We start from the raw sequence: 25736 nt of genomic DNA, 5'->3' as shown, positions 1-25736 counted from the left end.
ATACGCACATGAGCTTAATGAACGTCGGCGTTTCCGCACTGATCGCCAACCAGCAAGCCCTGACCACCACCGGTCACAACATTGCCAACGTCAACTCGGCCGCCTACTCGCGCCAGACCATTGCCACCAAGGCCTTGGTGGGCCAGAACATGGGCACAGGTTATGTGGGCAAGGGGGTGCAAGTTGCCACCATCATGCGCAACTACAACGAGCTGCTGGGCAAGCAGTCGAACGCAGCCAATGCCGCCAGCGCCGCCGACGCCATCCGCTACCAGTCGCTGGTGCAGATGCAAGACGTGTACTCCGGCGGTGACAGCAGCCTGGGCGCCGCCATCAACAGCATGATGAACGCGTTTGCCGACGTGGAAGCCGCGCCTGCAGACGGCACCGCCCGCAACGTGGTGCTGACCCGCATGAGCGAGTTGACCGCGCGCTTTCGCGCGGCCTCGGCCACGCTGCAGGAGATGGATTACGCCACCAATCAGCAAGTCACCAACAACGTGACACTGGTCAACAACCTGGCCGGGCAAGTCGCTTCGCTGAATACGCAAATTGCCCGTGCGCTGGCCTCTGGCCACCAGCCCAATGACCTGCTGGACGCGCGTGACCAAATCATTCGCGAAATCAACCAATACGTGCAAACCACGCAAGTGGATGCCGACAGCGGCGCCATCAACCTGTTTGTGGGCGGCAGTCAGGCACTGGTGCTGGGCAGCAGCACCGGCCAGCTCAGTGTGGCAGAGACCGCCGAGTACCCCGGCAGCGGCAAACTGTCGCTGTACTTCAGCCAACCCAATGGCGAGCGCGTCGAGCTGACCGCCAACATGGTGGGCGGTGGTGAAATTGCAGGCCTGCTGAAGTTCAACAACGACGATCTGGTGACGGGCCGCAATCTGCTGGGCCGCATGGCGCTGTCGATTGGCACCGAACTCAACCAGCAAAACAAGCTGGGCTTGACCCTGTCAGGCAACTTTGGCACCGACTTGTTCAAGCTGACCACGTCCACCACCGGCTGGAGCAATATCGCTGGCTACGACGCTGGCAATGCCGCACAAAGCGCACAAGCCGCTGTGACCGACACCCATGCACTGGTCGCGTCTGATTACCGCATCCAATTCAATGGCGCAGGTGGGGCACAACTGGTACGCCTGTCTGACGGCAAGCTCACGGACCTGAACGTAGACCCCGCCACGGGCATCGATCAAACCGTCGACGGCCTGCAGTTCACCGTGCCAGGTGCAGTGACCAATGCTGCACAAAAAGGCCAAAGCATTTTGTTCCAGCCTTTCAGCAAGGCCGCCGACGAAATTCAACCTCTGGTGCACAACGCGGCAGACTTGGCCGTATCCAACGCGGTGACGGCAAACATCACCAGCTCCAACGCTGGCACCTTGCAGCTGAGCAGCTTGCGTGCCACGGACCTGACCGGCATTCCGGCCCAGAACGCACCGGTGCGCATCACCTTCGATGGCGCCGGCAACTACAGCTACCAAACCTACGACCCGGCCACCAGCAGCTGGAGTGCCGCCTCGGCCGCCGCGCCCTACACCTCGGGCCAGGCCATCCAGATCAACGGCTGGAACATCACGCTGACCGGCACCCCCGGCAACGGAGACAGCGTCAACGTGGGCAACGCCAAGGATCTGGGCGATGGCTACAAACTCAACGCCGGCAATGCCTCCGCATTCTTGGCGCTGCGCGACGCGGCCATTTTCGACAATGGCACTTCGTTGAGTGACGGTTTCTCCTCTGCCATGGCAGTGATTGGCACACGCACCCAAAGTGCGAAATACGCGGCCGAGTTGTCCGAAACCGTGGCCAACAACCTCAACGCAGATCGCACAGCGGTATCGGGTGTGAACCTGGACGAAGAGGCTGCACGCCTGCTGCAGTACCAGCAAGCCTACCAAGCCTCTGCCAAGATCATTTCCACCGCGCAGTCTTTGTTTGACAGCGTGCTCAGCGCCGTGGGCGGCCGTTAATCACCGAATCAGGAGTTCACCATGAGCATTAGCCGACTGGGCACTGCCAACATGTATGACCGTACCATCAGCAACATCAGCAAGCAGCAAGCCGAGCTGGCCAGCCAGATGGAACACGCCTCTGCTGGCAAGCGCGTGCTGCGCGCCAGCGATGACCCGGTGGCCGCTGCGCAGGCCGAGCGCGCCCGCACGCGCATGACTCGCTACGAGACAGACCAGCGTGCACTGGACGCACAGGTCTCCACCATCAGCTACGCAGAATCCACTTTGGGTGAGATTAGCACTGCTTTGCAGGAATTTCGCGAGCTGACGGTGCAAGCGGGCAATGCCGCCTATGACGATACGCAACGTGCGGCCATCGCCCAGCAACTGGTCAGCCTGCGTGATCAAATCATGAGCTACGCAAACCGCAGCGACAGCAATGGACTGCCACTCTTTCGCGGTCTTGATACCAGCTCGGAAACACCTTTTCCTAATGCGTCATCTGCCATCCAGGCGGGCCAGACTAACAATGGCGAATACAGCATTACAAATTCGCTCAATGGGGCATTCGCTTTCTTTGATGTCACGCCAGGCAATGGCGTTTTTACGCTACAGCTACCGCCCTCGAGTTTTGCGGCACCGAATGACAGCAACAGCTTCCCTGCCAACCAAAGCAAGGTCTGGGCTGATATTGGCAGCATCACCGACACCAATGCAGCCGACAGTGCACCCGATCAATGGGTTTTCGCGTTTGAGAAAAATGCGGATGGTGTCATGGAATACAAAGCCTATGACCGTGGGCTGTACGAACAATACCGCGTAGATCTTGCCGCCAATGGGACGGCCACATTGCCTGCTGCGCTCGCTTCCGGCACGTACCAAGCCGGAAAGTCGATCGAAGCCAATGGCATGACCGTCACCCTCAAGGGCACGCCCAACGAAAATGATGTCATTTTGGTTGATCGTGTAGCCACCTCAAGCACCTCCAAGCTATCCGTTTTTCAGGTTCTGGATCAAGCCATCACCGCCATCACCACCCAAACGAAGGATCAACCTGGCGCCCTGGAACATGGTGTGGCGGTCGCTTTGGCACAAATCGATACTGCAATGAGCCGCGTCTCCACCGTGCGCGCCACTGCGGGCGATCTACTAAATCAAGCCGACCGCAAAGCAGACGCATTGCAAACGCGGTCAGACTTAATGGAAACACAGCGCTCCAGTGCAGAAGATATTGATATGGTTGCTGCGCTGTCACAACTCAAGACACAGCAAACCGCAGTGTCTGCTGCGCTGCAGTCGTACGCATCGATCCAGAAGCTCTCGCTGTTTGACTACATCCGCTAAGCTGACTACATCACCTGACTCCTAAGGCAAGCACCGTGGAATTTGTTCTCAATGCATTGGTGATGGGCTATCGCCCGCTGTGGAATGCCGAGCGCAATCTGGGCGGCGTGCAACTGTTTTTGCACGACGATCCCGACACGCAGGTAGACACCGCCCACTTGCTGCGCATCTTGCGGGAGATGTGGGCGCCGTCGTCGCCACTGCTCTTGCTCTCGCCCCAGTCGGTGCGCCTGCTACAGGCATTGCTCTCGCATATCACCCCCAATCCTGCGTGGGCGTTGGAAGTGCGTGCCGAGTGGCTGGCAGACCACCCTGAGCTGCACACCAGCGTTGCGCTGGCGGCCCAGCGCGGTGTGCGCCTGGTGTGGCGCGGCAGCATGAACCAGCTGCCATCCACCGAAGAAGCCAACCACTACGCGTGCAGCTTGCTGCACCTGGAGCCTCAGGACGCGCTGATTTTGATGCGCGCTGCGGTCGACCAGCCGGTGCCCCAGCGCCTGGCCTTGCTGGAAGGCCAGATGTACGAGGAAATCCACAGCCAGACGTTGGCGCGCCGCTGCCTGGAGCATTACCACGCCAGCGCGATTGCCGGCTGGCCTACGGACGACGTGCTGCACCGCGTGCGTGGTGCACGGGTGCTGCACCCCACGCATGAGCATGTGCTGCGCCTGATGAAAGCGGTGGATGCCGACCAGTCGCTGGAAACCTTTGAAGAAATCCTCAGCGAAGACCCCCTGCTGGCCTACCGCTTCATGCTGTACGCCAACTCGGCAGCGCTGGGCGCACGCAACCCCATCAACTCGCTGCGCCGTGCGCTGATCATGCTGGGCTACGGCACGCTCAAGGAATGGCTGGCTACCCAGCTGACCCACGCCAGCCACGACAAGGATTTACAACCCATCCGCCTGAGCACCGTGATGCGCGCACAAATGACCTCGCACTTGCTGGATGCCGGCGTGAGCCAGGAGCTGCGCAGCGAGGTCTACCTGTGCGGCCTGTTTGCGCGACTGAACGATGTGCTGGACGAGCCCCTGGAAACCACGCTCACCCGCCTGCCGCTGTCCGAGCGCATTCCCGATGCAGCCATTCGCGGCGAGGGGCCCTATGCCCCCAGCTTGCAGCTGGCCTTTGCCCTGGAGCGCGAAAACGGCGCCGCCACCATCCGCGCAGTGTGCGAAGAACACGATATTTCGCTGGAACACGTCAACCGCACCTTGCTGCGCCTGGCCTGCGAATGGCACAACCAGCGCCCCCACTGGTAACAGCAGCCAACAGCGGCAGCATCGGCGTTATCAAAAAAATAGCTGTTTGCGCTTATCCAACAAGCGTTTATCAGCCAAAACCATCTGAAAACAAAGCTACACCAGCGCTGGCAGCTTCTTTTTTTATTGCTGCACCCCGCTTCTGCTCCTGCATTGCGCTGCTCACCACACTGCACCCATGCCGCCGTTGGTACAAAACCTGCTGACAAGTGCCACGCAAGCCGCCAACATTGGCCGCTGCATTCTCCACGCCTGTCATGCCACTCCACGAATTCACCGCCTTGCTCATTTTGGCCACCGCCATGAGCTTTTCCCCTGGCCCCAACACCACGCTGTCCACCGCCATGGCAGCCAACCACGGCCTGCGCCACAGCCTGCGCTTTGTGGCCGCCGTGCCCGTGGGCTGGTCGCTGCTGTTGGTACTGTGCGCTTTGGGCATTGGCGCGCTCATCACTGGCATGCCTGCGCTGCGCTGGGGCATCAAGGCGCTGGGCATTGCCTACCTGCTGTGGCTGGCCTTCAAGCTATCGGGCAGCGGGCAACTGGCCCAAGCCCAGCCCGCGCAGCTGCGCGTGGGTTTTGTGCAAGGGGTTTTGCTGCAGTTCGTCAACATCAAGGCATGGCTTTTGGCGTTGACCATCGTCGCAGGTTGGGTGGCAGGCCAAGCCGATTTCACGGCGCGCATGCTGGTGGTGCTGCCGGTGATGGCCTTCTACGCGCTGAGCAGCAATCTGCTGTACGCCTGTATTGGCGCCGCTTTGCGCCAATGGCTGGCCACCGGGCGCCGCCTGCTGTGGTTTAACCGCGGCATGGCTGCACTGCTGGTGCTGACGGCGCTGTGGATGCTGAGGGCCTAAGTCGTGTATTTTTTTCTAAACAGCGCCTGCAAGCCGGTGCGCAAAGCTCCACAATAGGTATACCGACGTCGCCGCCTACCGGCGCTGCGACGCCAATAGCCACGCCCCCCAGCTATCCGTAGTTTCCGGGGCTGCTGGCCATGCTGCACAACGGTATGCTCTTTGCAACAAGCTTTGCCAGCACGCGCACAGTGCGCGTGCGGCGTATTGAAGATTGAGTAGTTATGACGAACTGGACCCTGGCTGCGCGTGCTGCCAAGATGAATTCCTCCGCAATCCGCGAGATCCTGAAGCTGACCGATCGCCCCGGCATCATCAGCATGGCAGGTGGTCTTCCTTCGCCTGCGGCCTTCCCCATCCCCGCGTTCACGGCAGCCTGCAACACCGTGATGGAGCGTGACGGCGCCGCGGCGCTGCAGTACTCCACCACCGAAGGCTTCCCCGAGTTGCGCCAAGCGATTGCAGACTTCCTGCCTTGGGACGTCAACCCCGAACAGATCCTGATCACCACCGGCAGCCAGCAAGCGCTGGACTTGATCGGCAAGGTGTTCTTGGACAAGGACAGCCGCATGCTGGTGGAAAAGCCCACCTACCTGGGCGCGCTGCAAGCCTTCACCCCCATGGAGCCCATCGCCGTCGGCGTGGACAGCGATGACGAAGGCATGCTGGTGGAAGACTTTGCCGCCAAGGTAGGCACCGGCGCCGACAAGGCCCGCATGGCTTATGTGCTGCCCAACTTCCAGAACCCCACCGGTCGCACCATGAGCGAGGCACGCCGCCAGGCCCTGGTGGAAAAGGCCAAGGAACTGGACATCCCCCTGATTGAAGACAACCCCTACGGTGACCTGTGGTACGAGCAAGAGCCGCCACTGCCACTGGCTGCGCGCAACCCTGAGGGCGTGATCTACATGGGTTCGTTCTCCAAGGTGCTGGCACCCGGCCTGCGCGTGGGCTTCATCGTGGCCCCCAAGTCGGTGTACGGCAAGCTGACCCAAGCCAAGCAAGCCGCTGACCTGCACAGCCCCAGCTTCAACCAGCGCGTAGTGGCGGAGGTAATGAAGCACGACTTCCTCAAGAACCACATCCCCACCATCCGTGCCATGTACAAGGCCCAGCGCGACGTGATGCTGATGGCGCTGGAGTCGGAGATGGAAGGTCTGGACGTACGCTGGACCCGCCCAGTGGGGGGCATGTTCCTGTGGGTGCGCCTGCCCCAAGGCATGAATGCCCAAGACCTGCTGCCCGAAGCGGTTGAACGCGGCATGGCTTTTGTGCCCGGCGCACCGTTTTTCGCAGGTGAGCCCGAGACCAACACCCTGCGCCTGTCTTACGTCACCGTGTCTCCCGAGCAAATCCGCAAGGGGATTGCGGCGCTGGCAGCAGCCATCCGCGCGCAACTGGCGAAATAATTCCAGCTGCCCACGGCATGCCACATGAAGTGGCGTATCGTTCCAAGCGCACCGTTTCTGGCAAACGGTGCGCTTTTTCTTTTGGCCTTCACCTTGCTTGTACCCATGATCCCCTTTGCCCCCCAGCAGCGCCCCCTGATGACGGTCGATGTCTTCACCGCAACGCCTTACAAAGGCAACCCCGTGGCAGTGGTGCTGGATGCCGAAGGGCTGGATACCGCACAGATGCAGGCTTTTGCCCGCTGGACCAATCTGTCAGAAACCACTTTTGTGCTGCCGCCCACCGCAGCGGGGCGTGCCCAGGGTGCGGACTACCGCGTGCGCATTTTCACCCCCGCAGCAGAGATGCTGTTTGCAGGCCACCCCACGCTGGGCACCTGCCACGCATGGCTGCAGCATGGCGGCCAGCCCCAGACGCGTGAGCTGGTGGTGCAAGAGTGCGCCAAGGGTTTGATCACCATTGCGCGCGGCGACCACGGTCTGGCATTTGCCAACCCCAGCACGCAGGCCCTGCCGTTGCCCGCCAATCTGCATGAAATCTATGCCGCCCTGGGCATCACCACCCAGCAGGTCATGGACGCGGCGTACATAGACAACGGCCCCCACTGGCTGTGCCTGCTGCTCGACAGCCCGGATACGGTGCTGAGTCTGGAGCCCGATCTGACCCGCCTCAAAGCATTGGGCCACAAAGTGGGCGTTGCAGCGCTGTACCAGGCCGAAGATGCCACGCCCCTCATTGGCCGTGCGTGCCGCGAGGCTGAGGCATTTGCCACCGGGCTGCGCACGGGGATGCCCCAGTCCGCCCAGCTGGAAGTGCGCGCCTTCAGCACCACCGGCGTGGAAGACCCTGTTACCGGCAGCCTGAACGGCAGCTTGGCCCAGTGGCTGGTCACCCAGGGTCATGTGCAGGCGCCCTACATGGCCAACCAAGGCGCTTGTGTGGGCCGCGATGGCTGGATTGCCATCACCCAAGACGCACAGGCCCAAGTGTGGGTGGGCGGACACTGCGTAACCTGTGTGCAGGGCACGGTACTGCTGTAGCGGGAGAGTGCTGCCCAAAGCAGGTACTCCACCGCATCCAACACGCGAAATTACGGGCTGCAGCGGCAGTTCATGCCTCGCTCATCGCGCGTTGTGGCAATCCCGGTACGCCATCGACCCAGCAAAGGTGCACGTTATGCACCTTGCCGCAATCCCCATCCAAGAGGCGGATGACCGCAGCGTAGATTGACCATCAGTCCCAGAAGTGACATTCCAATCCTGGAAGGTCACCCACAAGACAACCCAAGCGCTGGTAGGCACTCAAAAATGCCGGCCATGGGAACCATCTACCTCGTACGCCACGGCCAGGCATCGTTTGGGGCCGACGACTATGACCAGCTCAGCCCCTTGGGCACGCAGCAGGCGCAGCAGCTCGGCCGCTATTGGCAAGAACGCGACATGTGCTTTGACGCCGTGTACACCGGCACGCTCAAGCGCCATGTGCAAACGCTGGCGGGCATCAGCGACACACTTCCGAGCATGCCCGACGCGCAGGCCTTGCCGGCACTCAATGAATATGACAGCCATGCACTGATTCGCTGTGTGCATCCGGAGCCGCTAGGCCCCGTGGACACGCCTGAGGCTTACCGCGCGCACTTTCGACTGCTGTGTGACGCGATTGCACAGTGGATGGCAGGCGTCATCAGCCCAGAGGGCATGCCTGCGTGGGAAGATTTTTCCGGCGCAATCCGGCAAACGCTGGAGCACATTCGCCACCAACACCATGCGGGCAATGTGCTGATCGTCAGCAGCGGCGGCCCCATCTCGTGTGCATCCAGCTTGGTGTTGGGCGCCGCACCCGAGGTGTCGATTGCCCTCAATATGCGCATTCGCAACACTGCAGTCACTGAACTGAGCATGAGCGCCAAGCGCCTGATGCTGCAAACGTTCAACACACTCAACCACCTCGATTCCGCGCAGACCCGCGACTGGATCACCTTCGCCTGACTGCCCGCGAGCGAGTCCTCGAGCCGCTCAGAAAAAACGTGCGGTTTGGCACGTTTTTTTCTCGGGGTGTACAACGCTGTAGGGCACACCCTGTGCCTGGGAGCTTGTATGTTTGCACCTTTTGCCGATGACGCCCTGGAACCCCAGCTGACCGTGGCTGACATGGCTGCCCTGCGCGAATTGCTGGGCGATGCCATTCAGCCACACCAGGCCATTGCCATGCTGGATCTGGGCGAGCACCGTAGCCGCCTGCTCATCAGCGAGGGCGAAGGCGGCCACCCACAGCCTGTGTTTCACCACATGGACGTGGGTATAGACCAGCTCGCCACGCGCACCTTCAAGCAGCACATGCCTACCGAGGCCCAGTTGGAGCACGGCATCATGCTGGTGGAAGATGCGGCCATGCCCATGGCACGGTTGATTCCTCCAAGCAACGTCTTTGTCACACGCGATCCGTATTTGCTGGGAGTGGGGCAACAGGCTTTGGGGGTGCGCGACGTGGCCACTGCGTGGAAGGCCAGCGGTCGCTTGCCCATGCTCAGCCGCGAAGCCGTGGAAGGGCAGTTCGATATGCTCGCGCGCCAAGCCGCGCACCCCCATCTGCCGCTAGGGGATCTGCCGCAGTCGCCACGCTGGGCGGCTGCACTCTTGTTTTTGCGAGAAATCCTGCACCACTGGCAATTGGGTGCCGTACGTTTATTGCCTGGTGGGACGCATCAAGCGCCCAAAGGCTGAGGCTTGACACCCACCGTATCGGCGGGCAAGGCATGGATTTCTGCCAGCAATTGCGCCAGGCTGGCCGCAGCACCCTCCACCAAGGCCTGCCCGCGCTGCGCATCTGCAGCCGCCGCATTGCCCGCTGCGCCTTGGGGGTTGTAGTCCTGCATGGCCCAGCCCAACTTGGCGCTTTTGCCATTGCCCAAAATAGGAAAATTCTGGGCCCGCAGCGCTGAAGTGCTGGCAAAGTTTTGCGCATGCTGCATACGCACCAGATCGGGCGCCACATGCAGCATCATGGAAGTTTCGGTCTCCCCGCCATGCACCCCAAAACGGTGCTCATGGGCGCTGAACGCCTCATTCACCCCCGCAGGCTGGGGCAGGTTGAACCAGCTGCTGTGATAGACCAACAATCCACACTGCATGCGCAGCTGGCGCGCCACGATGTCCATGCTGCTTACGTTGCCGCCGTGGGCATTGAAGATCAGCAGCTTTTTGACCCCAGCGCGCGCCACGCAGGCTCCCAATTCCGTCCACACGGCCAGCAGCGTCGCAGGCGATAAGCCCAAGGTGCCGGCGTAATCTTGGTGCTCCAGGCTCAGGCCCACCGACTGGGTAGGCAGCGCCAGCACAGGGACCTCGGGGGGCACCTGTGCCAAGGCTGCATCCAGAATACCTTCTGCCAGCGCCGTGTCTACGCTCAAGGGCAAGTGGGGGCCATGCTGCTCTACAGCGCCCACGGGCAACACAGCCACCGTCTGCGCCACCAACCCACTGCGCTGCGCCAGCGCAAAATCACGGGCAGACATCTCGGCCCAGCGGCGCGAAGGCCATTGCAGCAGTGCTGGCTGACCAGCGAAATCCGAGGAAGAGGGGGCGACAGAGGTTTGGCACATGCTGCAATCTTAGGCGCTGTCCGGCAGACTGGCGCAGTTGCCCACCCACAATCTCTGTATGTCTACTGCCCCAGCGCACGCCCCTACACGCGATCTCACCCAAGGCCCCATCGTCAGCACATTGCTGGTGTTCTCGCTGCCTATCTTGGCGGGCAACGTACTGCAGTCACTCAATGGCTCCGTGAACGCCATGTGGGTGGGAAAGTATTTGGGGGAGGCTGCACTCACTGCCACGGCCAATGCCAACAACATCATGTTTTTGCTGATTGGCCTGATTTTTGGCGTGGGCATGGCGGCCACCATTTTGGTGGCACAAAGCATGGGGGCAAAAAATCTTGCGCAAGCGCGCACTGTGATTGGATCTAGCGCTACGTTTTTCGGGGTTGTGTCGCTGGTCATTGCCATCATCGGCTATCCGCTGTCGCGCTATATCTTGCAGTGGATGGGCACACCTGCGCTGGCCTTGCCACTGGCTGAAAGTTATTTGCGCGTGATCTTCCTGGCCATGCCGCTGCTGTATCTGTTCGCCTTTATCTCGGCCATCTTGCGCGGCGCCGGCGACACCCGCACGCCCTTCATCTTTTTGCTGGTGGTGGTAGTGCTGGATGTCATCCTCAACCCCGTGCTGATTTTTGGCCTGGGCCCTTTCCCGCGCATGGGCATCACGGGTGCAGCGACGGCAACGCTCGTAGCCAACGCCATCAGCTTTGTGGCCATGCTGCTGTGGCTGTACTGGCGCAAACACCCGCTGTGGATTGGGCGCCATGAGCTGCACCTCTTCATCCCCCAAGGGCGCATCGTGCAGGCCCTGGTCATCAAAGGCCTGCCAATGGGGGCGCAAATGGTCATGATTTCCTTGGCCATGCTGATGGTCATGACCATGGTGAACAGCTACGGCGTGGAAACCTCGTCCGCTTACGGCGCCGCCTTGCAACTGTGGACTTATGTGCAAATGCCCGCCATGGCGATTGGCGCAGCCTGCTCCACCATGGCCGCCCAAAATGTGGGCGCCGGTCACTGGCGCCGTGTGGATGGCACAGCAAGGGCTGGCGTAGTGGGCAACGTGCTGATGACCGGTGCACTCGCGGCGCTGATCGTTGGGTTGGACCGCCATGTGCTGGGGCTGTTTTTGCCTGCGGGCAGTGAGGCCTTGGCCAGTGCCCGCCACCTCAACCACATTGCCGTCGGCTCCTTCTTGTTCTTTGGCGTGACCTTTGTGTTGTCCGGCGTGGTGCGCTCGACGGGCGCCGTCATGCCGCCGCTGATTATTTTGGGCATAGCCCTGTGGGGGGTGCGCGTGCCCGTGGCCAAGCTGCTGCAACCGTGGCTGGGCGTGGACGCCATCTGGTGGAGCTTTCCTGTCAGCTCTGTGTGCGCCATGCTCATGAGCCTGGCTTACTACCGCTGGGGCCGCTGGCGCCAAGCGCACATGCTGAGCCCACCCTCCGAGGACGAAGAAACCGTGGCCACCCCAGCCGAAGTGGCAGGCCAGCCCCCTGCCCCGGTCTGTGCGCTGCGTCAACGTTTGCCCCCACAAACACCACCCACCACTGCGGACACCCCCTGAAATCGGTGCACAGCAACGCGTACAGGAACCACAATGCGGTTTCTGCCTCCAAGCCCTGTCATGCTGATTTCTGCCCCCTCCCCTTTCCGCCGTGCGCGGGCTGTTGCACTGCTTCTGGTGCTCAGCCTGCTCGCGCTGTGTACCGCTTTGCTGCCCGCCTCCGCCCGTGCGCAAATCCAGCTCAAAATGGGCGGCGCTGCCAGCGCAGCCGTGGTGTCAGACACCGTCACCACCCCCCGGGTGCAGGCACAGTTGGTGGCGCTGGCCCCGCAGGGTATTGCCCCCGGCCAGCCGCTGAAGCTGGGGCTGCGCATCAAGCACCAGCCTGACTGGCACACCTACTGGAAGAACGCGGGCGACTCCGGCCTGCCCACGCAGCTGGACTGGCAACTGCCCTCCGGCATGCAGGCTGCAGAGATTGACTGGCCCACGCCGCAGCAAATCCGTGTGGGCGACATGCTCAACTACGGTTATGAAGGCACGGTGCTGCTGCCCGTGGCCGTGCAAGTCACCCCCGACTTTCAGCCCCGTGCCGATGGCACGGTGGACATTCGCCTGAAGGCCTCATGGCTGGTGTGCCGTGTGGAATGTATCCCCGAAGAGGGGCAGTTTGCGCTCAGCCTGCCCACCGATGTGGCCGACACCATGTGGGCGGCCGATTTTGCCCAAGCCCATGCCCAAGCGCCGCAAAGCCTGGAAGCAGCCCAATCCCGCTTCAGCGCGCTGCCCAGTGGCGACCGTGTCAGTCTGCGCGTCCACGGCCTGCCCGCAACGGCCCACGGCCAGACCCTGGCCTTCTACCCCGAATCTGCCGACACCTTCCACCATGCTGCCGTGCTGGGCAAAGACTGGCAACAAGCCTGGGAAGGCAATGTGTGGACGGCCGAGCTGCCCCTATCAGCCATGCGCGGTGCAACGCCTGCGCAACTGAGCTTTGTGCTGGGTCTGCCTGCTGCTGGCACCGACGTGGCGCACGCCCCCCCCGCCCAGTCGTGGCGCATCACAGCCCCCGTCGAAGGCACCTGGACGGCTGCGGACTTGGCCCAGGTCTCTCCCGCCTTGGCGGCGGCTTTGGAGGCCAACCAGCAAGCAGCGGCCACAACTGCCCCACCGGTTGCGGCCAGCCCCATCAGCACCCGCAGTTGGGTGGCCGCCTTGGTCGGCGGCCTGTTGGGCGGGCTGCTGCTTAACCTCATGCCCTGCGTCTTTCCCGTACTGGCCATCAAGCTGATGGGCTTTGCGCGCCATGGCGCCAATGCCCGCGCCCAGCGCGCCAACGGACTGGCCTACGCCGCAGGTGTGGTGCTGAGCTTCATGGCCCTTGGCGGCGTGCTGCTGGCGCTGCGCGCTGCGGGCGAGCAGCTGGGCTGGGGCTTTCAGCTGCAGTCACCGCTGGTAGTGGCCAGTTTGGCGGCGCTGTTCACCTTGATTGGGCTGAACTTGGCCGGCGTTTTTGAGCTGACCCAGGTGGTGCCCAGCAGCATCGCCAATTTGCATGCCCGCCACCCGATGGCCGATGCTTTTATCTCCGGCGTGGTGGCGGTGGCCATCGCCTCGCCTTGTACTGCGCCCTTCATGGGGGCATCGCTGGGCTTTGCTGTGGGCATGCCTGCGGCGCAAGCCCTGGCAGTTTTTGCGGCGCTGGGCGTCGGCATGGCCATCCCTTACGTGCTGCTGAGCTGGGTGCCTGCGCTGCTGCGCTGGCTGCCGCGCCCCGGCGCGTGGATGGACACCTTCCGCCGCGCCATGGCGTTTCCGATGTTTGCCACCGTCATCTGGCTGGTGTGGGTGCTGGGCCAGCAAAGCGGTATTGACGGCGCCGCCACCTTGCTGGCGTTGCTGCTGTGCCTGGCCGCACTCGCGTGGGTGCTGACGCTGCGCGGCAAAACCCGCTTGGTGCTCAGCGTGCTGGTGCTGGCGCTGGCGGCCTGGCTGGCCAGCAGCTTTGGCCGCAATGTGGTGGAGCCGCTGCCTGTGGCCAGTGCCAGCAACAGCGCAACTACCGGCACAGGCTGGCAAGCGTGGTCTGCCAGCGCGCAGGCCGAGTTGCTGGCCCAAGGCCGCCCCGTGTTTGTGGACTACACCGCTGCCTGGTGCGTCACCTGTCAGTACAACAAACGCACCACCTTGGCGGCGGGCGACGTGCTGGCCGCCTTTGCCCAGCGCAACGTGGCCTTGCTGCGCGCCGACTGGACACGGCGCGACCCCGCCATCACCGCCGAGCTGACCAAGCTGGGCCGCAGTGGCGTGCCCGTGTATGTGCTGCTGGCGCCAGGCCAAGCGCCCGTGGTGCTCAGTGAATTGCTCAGCACGCAAGAGGTGCTGAACGCCCTGCAAACGCTGTAAGTAGGTAAAGCGTTGAGGGCTGCATAGAAGAAAAGATAGCTTGCAGCGCTGATGAAAAAAGGACTTCAGATAGAAAAATATCTGAAGTCCTTATTTTTTGTGCGCTGGCAGCTACTTTTTTATCCACCGCAAAAAGCAAAGCCGCTGCTGGCACAGGCACCAACAGCGGCCGGGAATTGGCGTGGACCAAGGCTCGTTTGCTTGTAAAGAGGATCAACCAGCCTTACCCGAGATTCTTCATCAGCCCACAAACGGTATTGTGCAAGGCCCAAATGACAGCCATGTGACGCTGGCGCCACCCGCTGCGGCGCAACCGCCCAGCGGCTAAATCAGCAGCTGAATGATGAGCGCATTCACGATGTCCACAAAAAATCCGCACACCAGCGGCACCACAATGAACGCCCGGTGCGCTGCCCCGTGGCTGCGCGCCACGGCGGTCATATTGGCAACAGCGGTGGCGGTAGAGCCCAGCGCAATTCCGCCAAAGCCTGCGGTGATGACGGCCGCCTCATAGTCTTTGCCCATGCTGCGAAACACCACAAATCGTGCAAACAGCACCGTCATGCCAATTTGCAGCGCCAGCACCGTCAGCACAAAGCCCATCACGCCCTGCAGCGCCCACAGCTGCAGCCCCATCAGCGCCATGGTCAGGAACATGCCCAGGCAGATATCGGAAATCATGGACAACCCCTGGCGCATGCTGGTCCAGTGAAACTGCCCCAGCTTGCGGCGCTTGCGCGACAGCATCCATTGCCCCAAGGTGTTGCGCAAAATAATGCCGCCCAGCAAACACCCCACAAACATGGGCAGCTGCAGCCCCGCTTGGTGGAACAGCGGGGTGATCACGCCGCCCAGCATCAGCGCCATGTTCAGCCACAGCCAGGCGCGCAGCACGCCGTAGTAGTCCAGCGTGACGGTGAGCTGCTGGTTGGGCACGCCCACATCCAGCGGCCGGGCGCCGCTGCCGTGCACGGCGTGGCGGCGCATCAGGTAGCTGGCAATCGGGCCGCCGATGGTGCAGGCCGCAATCATGCCCACCATGTTGCTGGCCATGCCCAGCTCGACCGCATTCGCGATCCCCAGGCGCTCGACGAAGATCGGCCCCCAGGCCAGCGTAGTGCCCACGCCACCGGTCAGGGAGATGGAGCCGGTCATCAGCCCGGCGCGCGCATCCAGCCCGAACAGCTGCGCCACCCCCATGCCCAGCAGGTTCTGCAGCACGATGAACAGCGTGGCCAGCGCCAGCAGGATCAGCAGCGGCTTGCCGCCCTCCTTCAGGGTGCGCAGGTCCGAGCGCAGGCCGATGGCTGCGAAGAAGTACAGCAGCAGGGTGTCGCGCACGTTCAGGTCGAACTCGATGCGCGTGCCCAGCAGCGCATACGCCAGGCACACCACGCAGGCGCACAGAAAACCGCCAACCACCGGCTCCGGCACGCTGTAGCGGCGCACCACGCCCCAGTGTGTGGCGATCTTCTGTCCGGCAAAGAACAGCAGGATGGCCAGGGTGAAGCTCTGGAAGGCGGGGATGTGCAGGGTCTCGGGCAGGGTCACGGCGGGGGCAAGAGGTTCCAACAAAGCGGGCGATTGTGCCCTGCAACCCCTGCGCCTGCGTCCTATAACCGAGTGGCACACCCCTGTTCCCGCAGGCCTGCGGGGCAGGAAGGGGCTTGCGCTGCATCAGGACAATCGCAGCTACTGGCCGCAACGAGCCCTTGACCCAAGGCAAGTCGCAGCCCATCCGTTAAACTGGCCAGTTCCCAAGAACCGAGCTGCAGCCCCCAGCCTTTCGCTGGGGGCAGGCCCTTTCTCAGTGTGAGCGCCCATGTCTTTTGCCCCCCTTCTGAACGACACCTTCCTGCGCGCCTGCCGTCGTCAGGCCACCGACTACACGCCTTTGTGGCTGATGCGCCAGGCTGGCCGCTATCTGCCTGAGTACAAAGCCACGCGCGCGCAAGCGGGCAGCTTCATGGGTCTGGCCACCAATATCCAGTACGCCACCGAAGTGACGCTGCAGCCGCTGGAGCGCTTTCCGCTGGACGCAGCCATCCTGTTCAGCGACATCCTGACGGTGCCCGACGCCATGGGCCTGGGCCTGTCGTTTGCCGAAGGCGAAGGCCCGCGCTTTGCCAAGATTGTGCGGGACGAAGCCGCCGTGGCCGAGCTGGCCGTGCCCGACATGGACAAGCTGCGCTACGTGTTCGACGCTGTCACCAGCATCCGCAAGGCGCTCAATGGCCGCGTGCCGCTGATCGGCTTCTCGGGCAGCCCCTGGACCCTGGCCTGCTACATGGTCGAAGGCAAGGGCAGCGACGACTACCGCCAGGTCAAGAGCCTGATGTACGCGCGCCCTGATCTGATGCACAAGATCTTGCAGGTCAACGCCGACAGCGTGGCCGCCTACCTGAACGCCCAGATCGACGCTGGCGCCCAGGCCGTAATGATTTTTGACAGCTGGGGCGGTGTGCTGGCCGATGGCATGTTCCAGGAATTCAGCCTGGCCTATACCAAGCGCGTGCTGGCACAACTCAAGCGCACCGGCGTGGACGGCACCGACGTGCCACGCATCGTCTTCACCAAGGGCGGTGGTATCTGGCTGCCCGAGATGAAGGACATGGACTGCGAGGTGCTGGGCCTGGACTGGACCGCCAACCTGGGCAAGGCCCGCGCCATTGTCGGCGGCGAAGTCGGTGGCCCCGGCAAGGCGCTGCAGGGCAACATTGACCCCAACGTGCTGTTTGCCCCGCCCGAGCAAGTGGCCGCACAGGCGCGCGCCGTGCTGGACAGCTTTGGCCGTCCGCACACCGACACCACGACAAACGGCCCCACCCATATCTTCAACCTGGGACACGGCATCAGCCAGTTCACCCCGCCTGAGCATGTGGCCGCCTTGGTGGAAACCGTGCACAGCTACTCGCGCCAGCTGCGCCAAGCGGCTTAACGCCTCGCGCATTAATTAGCGCCCACTCACCTCAGCCCGTAGGCAAGGGCCTACGGGCTGAGTCGTTGCTGACGTGGCAAAAAAGCGACGAGATTCACGCAAAAAACAACAAATCCGCGCAAGCAGCGCGCATCTACTGCTTACTTTCACGCACTTGACAGGTGCGTGGTTTTGAACTTATGCACAATTCGGTGCCAGCGGACAGGGGTGCAGCAGCACCATGAAGGCTATAGCAAAAAATGACGAGGCAATGTAGCAAGTCATTGTTTTTAAAAACAATTTTTCATGACAAGCCTGTCACATCAAAATAAAAGTGCAGATGTGCGCTTTGAGCCACAGAGGCTGTGGTAAACAATCCCCACAAAGTTATCCACAGAAACTTGAATACGTAGCGCTTGCGCTATATCTGACGCCCATGCCCGAGCAGGCTCCTACATTCCACGTCGTTCATGTGGCCGTCCACACGCCGGTACACAGCGGCGTGGGCACCCCCTTGAGCTATACCCACAGCAGCCCTTTGCCTGCCGGCTGTCTGGTTCGCGTGCCGCTGGGCACCCGCCATCTGCTGGGCGTGGTGTGGCCAGCCCCCCCAGATGAAACCCCCATAGACCCCAGCAAGCTGCGCCCCTTAGACGCCGTCATGCAGGGGCTGGAGCCGATGAACGGTCACTGGCAACGTTTGGTAGGCTTTGCCGCACGCTATTACCAGCGCAGCGTGGGCGAAATCGCCATGGCCGGTTTGCCGCCCGCCCTGCGTGATATGACGGCCGAGCAACTGGCCAAGCGCCTGCAGCCGCCCAAGCCCAAACAACGCAGCAAAAAAGCGGCAGCGGCACTGGCAGCCGCCGCCGAAGCAGTAGCAGTAGCAGCAGCGCCCCCCCAAGCTCCGCAAGCATTGATAGCACTCAGCGCAGAGCAGCAAAGCGTTTGCAGCCAAATTGAGCAAAATTCCGGTCCGTTTTTGCTGTACGGCAGCACGGGCAGCGGCAAGACCGAGGTCTATATGCGGGTGGTGCAACAGGCGCTGGATGCCAGTCCCCAGGCGCAGGCCTTGGTGATGGTGCCGGAGATCAACCTCACCCCCCAGCTGCAAGAGCGCTTTGAAGCCCGCTTTGCGCCGCTGTTCGGGGCACAGGCCGTGGTCAGCATGCACAGCGGCATGACCGATGTGCAGCGCCTCAAAAGCTGGCTGGCTGCCCACACGGGGCAGGCCCGCATCGTGCTGGGCACGCGCATGTCGGTGTTTGCCAGCATGCCGGGGCTGCAGGTGATCGTGGTCGATGAAGAGCATGACCCCAGCTACAAACAGCAAGAAGGTGCCCGCTACTCCGCCCGTGATCTGGCACTGTGGCGCGGCCATGACTGCGGCGCCAAAGTCATCTTGGGCAGCGCCACCCCCTCACTGGAGAGCTGGCACGCCAGCGACCCGGCCGTGGGCCGTTACCTGCGGCTGCACATGCCCAGCCGCATTGGGGCTGGTGCATTGCCCCGCCTGCGCATGGTAGACATGACGCAACAGCCCAAGAAGACGGTGTTTTCTCCGCCGCTGCTGGCCGCTATTACCGAACGCGTTCAAAAAGGCGAGCAAAGCCTGATTTTGCTTAACCGCCGTGGCTTTGCGCCCGTGCTGTTTTGCGCCGACTGCAACTGGAAAAGTGACTGCCCGCACTGCAGCGCCCACCAGGTCTTTCACAAAGGCGACCGCACCCTGCGCTGCCACCACTGCGGCGACACGCGCCGCGTGCCCCACGCCTGCCCCGCATGCGGCAACCCCGACATCCTGCCGCTGGGCAAGGGCACAGAACAGCTCGAAGAAGAGCTGGAACGCTTGCTGCGCAATGTGCAGCGCCCCGACGGCAGGCCCGCACGCATTGGCCGTATTGATGCCGACACCACCAAGCACAAAGGCGCGCTTGAAGAACAGCTGGCGCTGGTGCACAGCGGCGAGGTCGATGTGCTGGTGGGTACGCAAATGGTGGCCAAGGGGCATGACTTTCGCCGCATCACCCTGGTGGCTGCCGTACAGCCCGACGGCGCGCTGTTCAGCAGCGACTTTCGCGCGCCAGAGCGCCTGTTTTGCCTGCTGATGCAAGCCGCAGGCCGCGCCGGGCGCGACGCCAGCTACATCAGCGCACAAGGCAGCCACCCCGAGATGTGGATACAAAGCCTTGAGCCGCAGCACATGGTCTACCAGGCCCTGCGGCAGCACGACTACCCCAGTTTTGCCCAACAGCAACTGCGTGAACGCCAAGACGCCGCAATGCCACCCTTTGCCTTCCAGGCACTGGTGCGTGCCGATGCCAAAACCCAAGACGCCGCCCAGGCCTTTTTGCGTGCTGCCACCGATGCCGCCCACCAAGGCCAGTTGCCGCACCTGGACGATGTGTTTCTCTACCCACCCATTCCCATGACCGTGCAGCGCGTGGCCAATGTCGAGCGTGCCCAAATGCTGCTTGAGGCCACCGACCGCCGCGCCCTGCAAAGGTTTTTGCATGCCTGGCAACCCTGGCTGCACTGGGTGCGCGGCCAGCCCCCGCACAAAAGCATCGTGCGCTGGCTGGTCGATGTAGATCCGCTGGCTTTGTGAAACGTATTTTTCAGTGCTTGCAGCTTAAGAAGTCGCGAAGAGGTTCCGAGTCAACAGCGCCACAAATACCGAACCAATGCGCTGCCAGCGGTTGTTGGCGTGACTCTCGCTGCTCTGGCCTTTTTTCGCTGCTGCGACTCTGGAGCCATTGAGCACACCTCTACTGCAAGCTGCATGCATCGCGTTGTTGAAGCTCAGTCCAATCAAGGCCATTGAAAGAAAGCTCACGGCGGTGCGAAGGTTTTAAAGCATCCGGGAATCCCAGTGCCGCCACTGCAATATCCGCCACTTCGGCGTTGCTGCGCACAAGATGCTCACGTTCATGGTCTGCAAACTGTGGCAGCGCAGCCCTCTGCGCCGACAAGGCGAGGTTGCTCCAGACCAGCAAAGGTACCTGCAAACTGCTCAAGCCGCTGCCTGTGCGGTAATGATCGGCGCAAGGAGGCATCGCCACTCCATGGTCGCTGGAGTAAATGAGCATCGCTGTCTGCTGCTGCGTTGTGCTTTGCTCGATACGTTGAATCCACTGCACCAACAAATCACTGGTGTAGCGCAAAGAGTTGTCATAGACATCCGCAAAGCGTGCAGCGCTGCGGGGGTAGCGCTCTTGCACTTGAAAGTGGCTGCCATACGTATGCAAAACAATCAGCTTCTTGGGCGCCGGGTCATGCAATGCTGCTTCAAGAGGTGCGGTCAAAACCCCATCCCAATCGCCATTCCCCACTTTCACAAAACTATCAGCTGCTCGGCGGAAGGTCACACCGTAAAAATCTTCCACAGAACTGTGATAGCGCGAATTGCTCAACACAAATGTTTTGTAGCCCGCATGTTGTGCAATATCCAGAAACGACGGCGCGAGATCCTCCACACTTTGTTGTGCAGACATGCCGGTCAAGAGATAGGGCAACGCTGCGGCAGTATTCAGGCCGTGCGCCATCGCTCTCACAACTTGCAAGTTTTGCATTTGTGCCAGGGCACCGTTGGTATCAGCCTGCTGGTAGCCCAGAAGCGACCAACGCTCCGCAGAAGCACTTTCACCAATCACCACCACCAAGGTATCCACCTGCGGGGCCTGTGCCGTGGTGGATGGCAACTTGGGGGTGTAAAACAGCTGCTCCGTCAATTGCTGCTGCGCAGTCCAGGCACGTACGATATGCATGGGATAGATGGTTTTGAGTTTGCGTGTGACCTCTTCAAAGCTGTAACGTTTTGCCAGCGCAAATGCAATAAAAACCACCCAAATCGTCAATCCAAGCAGTGCTACTTTCCACGGCCACGATGGCCGCTTCAGCAGCGGTGCAAGCTTCCAAACTTGAACCGCGGCAAAAATTCCGGCAACCAGCCACAGTGCCGCTACAGTCACCCACTTCCAAGGTAAAACACCGATAAATTCGCGTGTTTCTTCCCAATTGGTTCTCTGTGCGGTAGCTAAAAAAATTTGGTCCGCCAAATTACCAAAAAAACCAATGTGGACCACATTGACCGTTCCGATGGTCAGCAAAAAAAACAGTGCAAGCACTAATGCTGGACGCCACAGCATGAATGCCCAGAACAAAAATACAGAAGCCAGCCATAAGCCTATGGCTGGAGCAGAAATACCTTCCAGCAAGGCGGGTAAAAAAAGAAATGCCCAGCCGAGGAGGCCGCGCCAAAGCAGATGTTTGTTGTTATCAGAATGCATATCAAAGCCTTTGTGGGCCGCGCAGCGTACTGGATGTAAAAAAGTGGCCGATGAAGCTGTGAACACCGCCCAATTTGCAAATCACCATCTCCGCTGTCACAGCGATCTCTCCCCAGCAATTTGCGCGTATACGGCGTCTTGAATGGTTTGCGGTAATGTTGCAGTGCATCGCGAATCAAAGCTTCAACAAAGGCATTAAAGGCCCTTGCTGAATCTGGCACTGCTGGGCCTGCAGCAAAGCGCCAAAGGCGTCGGACATCAAATACGCAAACTCCACTGGTCGCTGCGCACCAATCGCATCGCCCACCACTTCGGTGGTGGCGGGGTGGCACATTAGCAAACTGCCGTTTTGCACCTGCGCCAGCCACTGCGCCATTTGCGTGCCATACCTCTCAGGGGTGGGCGCATCAAAACCATATACCCCGCCAAAACCTTGGTTGATAGCCACACCCGCTTGGCGCAAGCGGCGCGTGGTTTGCCAACCGCCCAGCAAGGCAATGATGGCCGCCTTGGGACTGCGCCACAACGTGCCCATCGGTGCTGTGGAGCGCACCCACGGCATCTGTTGCTCTGTATAGCGCTGACGCAGCACGTGCAGCATGGCATCGGCAAACCCTGGCAACTGGTGCACATGCTGGTGCCCATCAATAAAGTCCGGCGGCGAGCCCAGGGCCGCTTCAAATGCGTCAAGCTGCTGGGCCCACATGCGGCGCATGGCATCGGCACTCCACATACCCGTGTAGGCGTGGCGAATCACCGTGGCCAGGGGCTGAGCCGCAGCCGCACCCCCGTGGCTTTCGGTCAGATTGAAGTGCAGGCCCACCGACAGCCGTGGGCGCAGCACTTGCAAACGTGGGGCTGCCTGGGCCCAGCGGGGCGACGTGGTCATGCAACTGGTGGCCGACAAGCGCCCTGCCAGGGTCAGTTGCTCCACTGCCGCATCCACCGCCGGGTGCAAGGCGTAATCATCGGCACACAAAATCAGCGCACGCGGCGCAGTGGGAGAGGTCATGCAGCACGCGCCTTAAACGCCCAAAACTTGCTCAGCACAAAAGTGCCTATCGCCACGAGCACCAGCACGGCGGCCAGGCTCCAAAAATAATGCCAATCCAGCCAATGCAAGGCAGCGGCATACAGCAGCTCGTTGGCCACAAACGACAGGCAGGCCACGGCGAAAAAACGTGCCACAGTTCCCCACCCACGGGCCTGGGCTACCGCAAACGTCAACCATGCATGACCGTTGTAGCTGACGATAAACGCCACCAAAAAGCCCAGCACGTTCGCCCCCAGGGGGGGCAGCCCCCACAAAGCGACCAACAGCCCAACCACCGCCAAATGGGTTGCCGCTGCACTACCGCCCACCAACACAAACTGCAGCCCCTGGGGCAAAGCCTGCAGGCGCTGCAGCACCGCACGCCCTACACTCATTGCGGCTCACGCAGGGGGCTGCGATCCTCGTCACGGGCGATCAGGTAAGTGGGGCGCTGTTTGACCTCGTCATAGATGCGACCAATGTACTCGCCCAAAATACCAATCGACATCAGTTGCACGCCAGAGAACAACATGATGCCAGCGGACAACGTGGGCCACCCAGCCAAGTCTGTGCCAAAAATCAAGGTGTCTGCGATGATCCAGGCGCCATACAGCAGCGCCAACAACGCTACCCCGCCTCCAATGACACTCCATATGCGCAGTGGCAGCGTGGTAAACGAAGTCAAACCCAGCAGGGCCAAAGCCCCCAATCGACGCAAGTTGAAACTGGATTCACCCGCAGCGCGGTCTTGGGGCACAAACGGCAGTGCAGCCGTTTTAAAGCCAACCCACGCGTACAAACCCTTCATGAATCGATGGCGCTCAGGCAAGGCCTTGAGGGCATCGACCACCTTGCGATCCATCCAGCGGTAATCCCCCGCGTTGGGTGGGACTTGCACACTGCTGCCAGTATTCATCAGGCGGTAGAACAAATCGGTACCCAGCCGTTTGGCACCACTTTCTGCACCGCGATCCGCAATCACGCCATAGACCATTTCATAGCCGTTTTGCCACAGCTGATGCATATCAGGCAGCAATTCCAGCGGATGCTGAAAGTCAGCATCAATCAGCAACACCACGTTACCGCGCGCATGGTCAATCCCCGCGGACATGGCCGCCTCCTTGCCAAAGTTGCGTGATAGCGCCAAATAGCGCACCGGCAGCCCCTGTGCTACCAAACGCATGGCTACATCGTGCGTGTCATCACGACTGCCGTCGTTCACGATGAGAATCTCAAAGTTTTGCGTCAAACCTTGTACGACAGGAATCAACGCACGAACGAATTTCTCTAGGTTCTCTTGTTCGTTGTAGGCTGGAACCACACATGACAGTTGCAAAGGCGCCCGTGGCGTAGCAGCCAAGGGGGCTGCAGGTGCATATTCAGCGTAGAAGTCGCTTTTCACAGAAAGTCTGCCTTATCTATACAGGAGCTAAAACCGGGAAGAATTTTCACTGCTTATGCTTAGGAAGTTGTAGTAGCAAGCCTTAACCATCCAGCAAATCAAGTCCGGTGAGTGGCTACCAAGCCTATCGGCCCTTGCTGCATTACTTCACAAGTAAACAGTGCTCCGGCACATAAGCGCGCCATTTCAGTTCAAGGGGAGCGGAAGATGGTGCATGGGGCCATGTGATCTTCCAAGCCCCTTCTACCGTGTGCAAAGTTTCATCACGGCTCAAGCTTTTCAAGGGTTCTGGAGCTTGTGGGTGCTCGTTCTGCGTCTTCTCCTGCCAGACCCATAAAGCGCCATGCTGCTTCAAACGGCGCACATCGACCCAAGGCGAAAACCGGGGATCACCATCAATCAGTACCGAAGGGCGTGCTGCGCTATAAGCAGAAAGCAAGCCCGCCAACCAGTAGTCACCAGCCACCGTATCCAAGCGACAGGTGCTGTGCATACCCCATGCTTGCTCAGCCTGTTTTGCGATAGCGGCAGCAGGCCAATCCACACGCCCCGGACGGTTGCGCAGTTGAGCGCCATGGCTCATATAAAGCACCATAAAAATACTCACCAGAACCAGCCAGACAGCAATGCCACGCAACAATTTAGGCTGCAGGGAGGGGAGGCGTACATCAGGCAGCAGCGCCATCACCAGCAAACCACTAAAAGCCCACATCGGAGATCCCCACATATCTCGCAAGCGCAAACCCAGCAGCACGCCGAGCAACATTACGATCAGCCCAGGCAACAGGGTTAACACGAGCAGCAAAGAAGGACTGGAAGCATGCCAACGACGCTCTGCGGCCCCGGCACCTCCTAGCAATTCGCGGCGGCTGCGCCACCATGCCCATGCCAGCACGCCCAGCAAAGGCAAATGAGCCGCCAATTGTGTCAACGGAAAACCCAATGCTTCAAGGCGAGGGTCGCCAGTTTCAGACAGTGCCCGCCCACTGGCATATGCAAAGGGTAGCCATTGCGAAGCTTTCAGCCAAAGCATATGTGGCGCAAATATCAGCGCCATCAAGCACACAGCCAGCCAAGGCCCTGGCCGCAGCAAAATTTTGCGATATTGCGCACTGCCGAGTAGATAGAGACCTAAAGTCAGTAAAAGAACCGCAATCGAGTACTTGGTCAGCATCCCAAGGCCGGCCACTACCCCTAAGCCGATCCAATAGCGCAACTTATTCTCTTGCAGCGCTGCAACGAACAGATACCCCAAAGCGGCCCAGATCGGCATTTGGGCAATGTTGTGGTTGAACTCAATCGCCGGGAAGTTGTAATAAGCCACTCCCATAGTAAGCACGACTCCCAACACAGCGCGCTGCGCATCCATCAGGCGTCTTCCAGTCAGCCACACCAGCGTCAGCGTTAAGGCAATGCACAGTTGACTGAGCACATAAGGGCCAAACTTGCCCAAGCCTTCATAAAAAATATTTAAAACGATTGGTGCCAATGGCGGGTGTTTGTAATACCCCCATTGCCATTCCTTGCCCCACGAAAGACTCTCGACCACATCCAAAGGGAAGCTATGCCCAAGCAGTGCAGGCAAAGTGCTCCACGCTAGAAAATAGACCAGTGCAAAGGCAAGAAGGCGCGGCAAGGGAAGTGCCGAACCGGGGCGTGATATGGATTCGTGCATGGACCAGTTGCAACTCTGCGCCCAGCTTGACTCCATCACCTTGGCCTAGTCCAGCACCTATTTCACGCA

20 protein-coding genes are annotated in these 25736 nt (G+C 60.9%); 13 read left to right on the top strand and 7 right to left on the bottom strand.

Annotated elements, in window-relative coordinates; genetic code table 11:
- Nucleotides 1-8 precede the first annotated feature (8 nt).
- The 8 genes from flgK (at nt 9) to QEP12_RS11755 (ending at nt 9560) form a co-directional block, all read left to right on the top strand.
- Nucleotides 9-1982, top strand: coding sequence for a flagellar hook-associated protein FlgK (gene flgK, locus QEP12_RS11790; RefSeq protein WP_284214382.1), 1974 nt, complete (start codon nt 9-11; stop codon nt 1980-1982).
- A 21-nt stretch (nt 1983-2003) separates the two neighbouring features.
- Nucleotides 2004-3308 (top strand): flagellar hook-associated protein FlgL, encoded by a 1305-nt coding sequence (flgL, locus tag QEP12_RS11785; protein ID WP_284214381.1) that lies wholly within the window; start codon nt 2004-2006, stop codon nt 3306-3308.
- A 35-nt stretch (nt 3309-3343) separates the two neighbouring features.
- Nucleotides 3344-4570, top strand: a complete 1227-nt coding sequence (locus tag QEP12_RS11780; RefSeq protein ID WP_246253913.1) for an HDOD domain-containing protein — start codon at nt 3344-3346, stop codon at nt 4568-4570.
- A 257-nt stretch (nt 4571-4827) separates the two neighbouring features.
- Nucleotides 4828-5427 carry a LysE family translocator gene (locus QEP12_RS11775; RefSeq protein ID WP_174862242.1) on the top strand — a complete coding sequence of 200 codons (600 nt, stop codon included), beginning with the start codon at nt 4828-4830 and terminating at the stop codon, nt 5425-5427.
- Between the two features lie 224 nt (nt 5428-5651).
- The gene (locus tag QEP12_RS11770; RefSeq protein ID WP_219163584.1) at nt 5652-6836 is read left to right on the top strand and encodes an aminotransferase-like domain-containing protein; all 1185 of its coding nucleotides are present in this window, start codon (nt 5652-5654) and stop codon (nt 6834-6836) included.
- Nucleotides 6837-6941: 105 nt separating this feature from the next.
- Entirely contained in the window at nt 6942-7877 is a 936-nt protein-coding gene (locus tag QEP12_RS11765; RefSeq protein ID WP_246253911.1) for a PhzF family phenazine biosynthesis protein, read from the top strand.
- Nucleotides 7878-8153: 276 nt separating this feature from the next.
- Nucleotides 8154-8825 carry a histidine phosphatase family protein gene (locus tag QEP12_RS11760; RefSeq protein ID WP_174862241.1) on the top strand — a complete coding sequence of 224 codons (672 nt, stop codon included), beginning with the start codon at nt 8154-8156 and terminating at the stop codon, nt 8823-8825.
- A 108-nt stretch (nt 8826-8933) separates the two neighbouring features.
- Entirely contained in the window at nt 8934-9560 is a 627-nt protein-coding gene (locus tag QEP12_RS11755) for a hypothetical protein (RefSeq protein WP_174862240.1), read from the top strand.
- Here QEP12_RS11755 and QEP12_RS11750 read toward each other — a convergent pair.
- On the bottom strand, nt 9542-10438 hold the full coding sequence (locus QEP12_RS11750) for a creatininase family protein (RefSeq protein ID WP_284214379.1): 897 nt from the start codon (nt 10436-10438) through the stop codon (nt 9542-9544). The two genes, QEP12_RS11755 and QEP12_RS11750, sit on opposite strands and share 19 nt — an antisense overlap.
- 58 nt (nt 10439-10496) lie before the next feature.
- Here QEP12_RS11750 and QEP12_RS11745 point away from each other — a divergent pair, with 58 nt between their 5' ends.
- The 3 genes from QEP12_RS11745 to QEP12_RS11735 are packed head-to-tail and all read left to right on the top strand — an operon-like array spanning nt 10497 to nt 14558.
- Nucleotides 10497-12005 carry an MATE family efflux transporter gene (locus tag QEP12_RS11745; protein WP_284214378.1) on the top strand — a complete coding sequence of 503 codons (1509 nt, stop codon included), beginning with the start codon at nt 10497-10499 and terminating at the stop codon, nt 12003-12005.
- A gap of 60 nt (nt 12006-12065) precedes the next feature.
- A complete protein-coding gene (locus QEP12_RS11740) occupies nt 12066-14351 on the top strand; it encodes a protein-disulfide reductase DsbD family protein (protein WP_284214377.1) in 2286 nt (761 codons plus the stop codon).
- Nucleotides 14352-14402: 51 nt separating this feature from the next.
- Nucleotides 14403-14558 carry a hypothetical protein gene (locus QEP12_RS11735; RefSeq protein WP_284214376.1) on the top strand — a complete coding sequence of 52 codons (156 nt, stop codon included), beginning with the start codon at nt 14403-14405 and terminating at the stop codon, nt 14556-14558.
- A 117-nt stretch (nt 14559-14675) separates the two neighbouring features.
- On the opposite strand, the gene gltS is transcribed toward QEP12_RS11735, so the two are convergent.
- The gene (gene gltS, locus QEP12_RS11730; protein ID WP_284214375.1) at nt 14676-15926 is read right to left on the bottom strand and encodes a sodium/glutamate symporter; all 1251 of its coding nucleotides are present in this window, start codon (nt 15924-15926) and stop codon (nt 14676-14678) included.
- A 247-nt stretch (nt 15927-16173) separates the two neighbouring features.
- Here gltS and hemE point away from each other — a divergent pair, with 247 nt between their 5' ends.
- Together hemE and priA are read left to right on the top strand one after the other, a co-directional pair.
- Nucleotides 16174-17289, top strand: coding sequence for a uroporphyrinogen decarboxylase (gene hemE, locus QEP12_RS11725; RefSeq protein ID WP_284214374.1), 1116 nt, complete (start codon nt 16174-16176; stop codon nt 17287-17289).
- A 415-nt stretch (nt 17290-17704) separates the two neighbouring features.
- Nucleotides 17705-19876, top strand: coding sequence for a replication restart helicase PriA (gene priA / locus QEP12_RS11720; RefSeq protein ID WP_284214373.1), 2172 nt, complete (start codon nt 17705-17707; stop codon nt 19874-19876).
- Between the two features lie 160 nt (nt 19877-20036).
- On the opposite strand, the gene QEP12_RS11715 is transcribed toward priA, so the two are convergent.
- The 5 genes from QEP12_RS11715 to QEP12_RS11695 all read right to left on the bottom strand — a co-directional run bounded on the left by QEP12_RS11715 (nt 20037) and on the right by QEP12_RS11695 (nt 25667).
- Nucleotides 20037-21557, bottom strand: coding sequence for a sulfatase-like hydrolase/transferase (locus QEP12_RS11715; protein WP_284214372.1), 1521 nt, complete (start codon nt 21555-21557; stop codon nt 20037-20039).
- A gap of 175 nt (nt 21558-21732) precedes the next feature.
- Nucleotides 21733-22569, bottom strand: a complete 837-nt coding sequence (locus QEP12_RS11710; protein WP_174862233.1) for a ChbG/HpnK family deacetylase — start codon at nt 22567-22569, stop codon at nt 21733-21735.
- Nucleotides 22566-22985 carry a GtrA family protein gene (locus QEP12_RS11705; protein ID WP_219163575.1) on the bottom strand — a complete coding sequence of 140 codons (420 nt, stop codon included), beginning with the start codon at nt 22983-22985 and terminating at the stop codon, nt 22566-22568. Before QEP12_RS11705 ends, QEP12_RS11710 begins: the two co-directional genes overlap by 4 nt.
- The gene (locus QEP12_RS11700; protein ID WP_219163574.1) at nt 22982-23992 is read right to left on the bottom strand and encodes a glycosyltransferase family 2 protein; all 1011 of its coding nucleotides are present in this window, start codon (nt 23990-23992) and stop codon (nt 22982-22984) included. The genes QEP12_RS11705 and QEP12_RS11700 overlap by 4 nt, the downstream gene beginning before the upstream one ends.
- A 142-nt stretch (nt 23993-24134) precedes the next feature.
- Nucleotides 24135-25667 (bottom strand): glycosyltransferase family 39 protein, encoded by a 1533-nt coding sequence (locus QEP12_RS11695; protein WP_219163573.1) that lies wholly within the window; start codon nt 25665-25667, stop codon nt 24135-24137.
- Nucleotides 25668-25736 lie beyond the last annotated feature (69 nt).

This window comes from Comamonas jiangduensis, assembly GCF_030162955.1.
GTDB lineage: Bacteria > Pseudomonadota > Gammaproteobacteria > Burkholderiales > Burkholderiaceae_C > Comamonas > Comamonas jiangduensis.
The sequence above is the reverse complement of the archived record's forward strand: the minus strand, read 5'-3'. Positions and strand labels throughout refer to the sequence as shown.

What these genes read in the sequence shown, in the direction of transcription:
- flgL (WP_284214381.1), top strand. Translation starts at nt 2,004, where the DNA reads ATGAGCATTAGCCGACTGGGCACTGCCAACATGTATGACCGTACCATC.
- QEP12_RS11740 (WP_284214377.1), top strand. Translation starts at nt 12,066, where the DNA reads ATGCTGATTTCTGCCCCCTCCCCTTTCCGCCGTGCGCGGGCTGTTGCA.
- QEP12_RS11715 (WP_284214372.1), bottom strand. Translation starts at nt 21,557, where the DNA reads ATGCATTCTGATAACAACAAACATCTGCTTTGGCGCGGCCTCCTCGGC.
- QEP12_RS11695 (WP_219163573.1), bottom strand. Translation starts at nt 25,667, where the DNA reads ATGCACGAATCCATATCACGCCCCGGTTCGGCACTTCCCTTGCCGCGC.
- QEP12_RS11765 (WP_246253911.1), top strand. Translation starts at nt 6,942, where the DNA reads ATGATCCCCTTTGCCCCCCAGCAGCGCCCCCTGATGACGGTCGATGTC.
- hemE (WP_284214374.1), top strand. Translation starts at nt 16,174, where the DNA reads ATGTCTTTTGCCCCCCTTCTGAACGACACCTTCCTGCGCGCCTGCCGT.
- QEP12_RS11745 (WP_284214378.1), top strand. Translation starts at nt 10,497, where the DNA reads ATGTCTACTGCCCCAGCGCACGCCCCTACACGCGATCTCACCCAAGGC.
- QEP12_RS11775 (WP_174862242.1), top strand. Translation starts at nt 4,828, where the DNA reads ATGCCACTCCACGAATTCACCGCCTTGCTCATTTTGGCCACCGCCATG.
- QEP12_RS11705 (WP_219163575.1), bottom strand. Translation starts at nt 22,985, where the DNA reads ATGAGTGTAGGGCGTGCGGTGCTGCAGCGCCTGCAGGCTTTGCCCCAG.
- priA (WP_284214373.1), top strand. Translation starts at nt 17,705, where the DNA reads ATGCCCGAGCAGGCTCCTACATTCCACGTCGTTCATGTGGCCGTCCAC.
- QEP12_RS11755 (WP_174862240.1), top strand. Translation starts at nt 8,934, where the DNA reads ATGTTTGCACCTTTTGCCGATGACGCCCTGGAACCCCAGCTGACCGTG.
- QEP12_RS11710 (WP_174862233.1), bottom strand. Translation starts at nt 22,569, where the DNA reads ATGACCTCTCCCACTGCGCCGCGTGCGCTGATTTTGTGTGCCGATGAT.
- flgK (WP_284214382.1), top strand. Translation starts at nt 9, where the DNA reads ATGAGCTTAATGAACGTCGGCGTTTCCGCACTGATCGCCAACCAGCAA.
- QEP12_RS11760 (WP_174862241.1), top strand. Translation starts at nt 8,154, where the DNA reads ATGGGAACCATCTACCTCGTACGCCACGGCCAGGCATCGTTTGGGGCC.
- QEP12_RS11735 (WP_284214376.1), top strand. Translation starts at nt 14,403, where the DNA reads ATGAAAAAAGGACTTCAGATAGAAAAATATCTGAAGTCCTTATTTTTT.
- QEP12_RS11750 (WP_284214379.1), bottom strand. Translation starts at nt 10,438, where the DNA reads ATGTGCCAAACCTCTGTCGCCCCCTCTTCCTCGGATTTCGCTGGTCAG.
- QEP12_RS11770 (WP_219163584.1), top strand. Translation starts at nt 5,652, where the DNA reads ATGACGAACTGGACCCTGGCTGCGCGTGCTGCCAAGATGAATTCCTCC.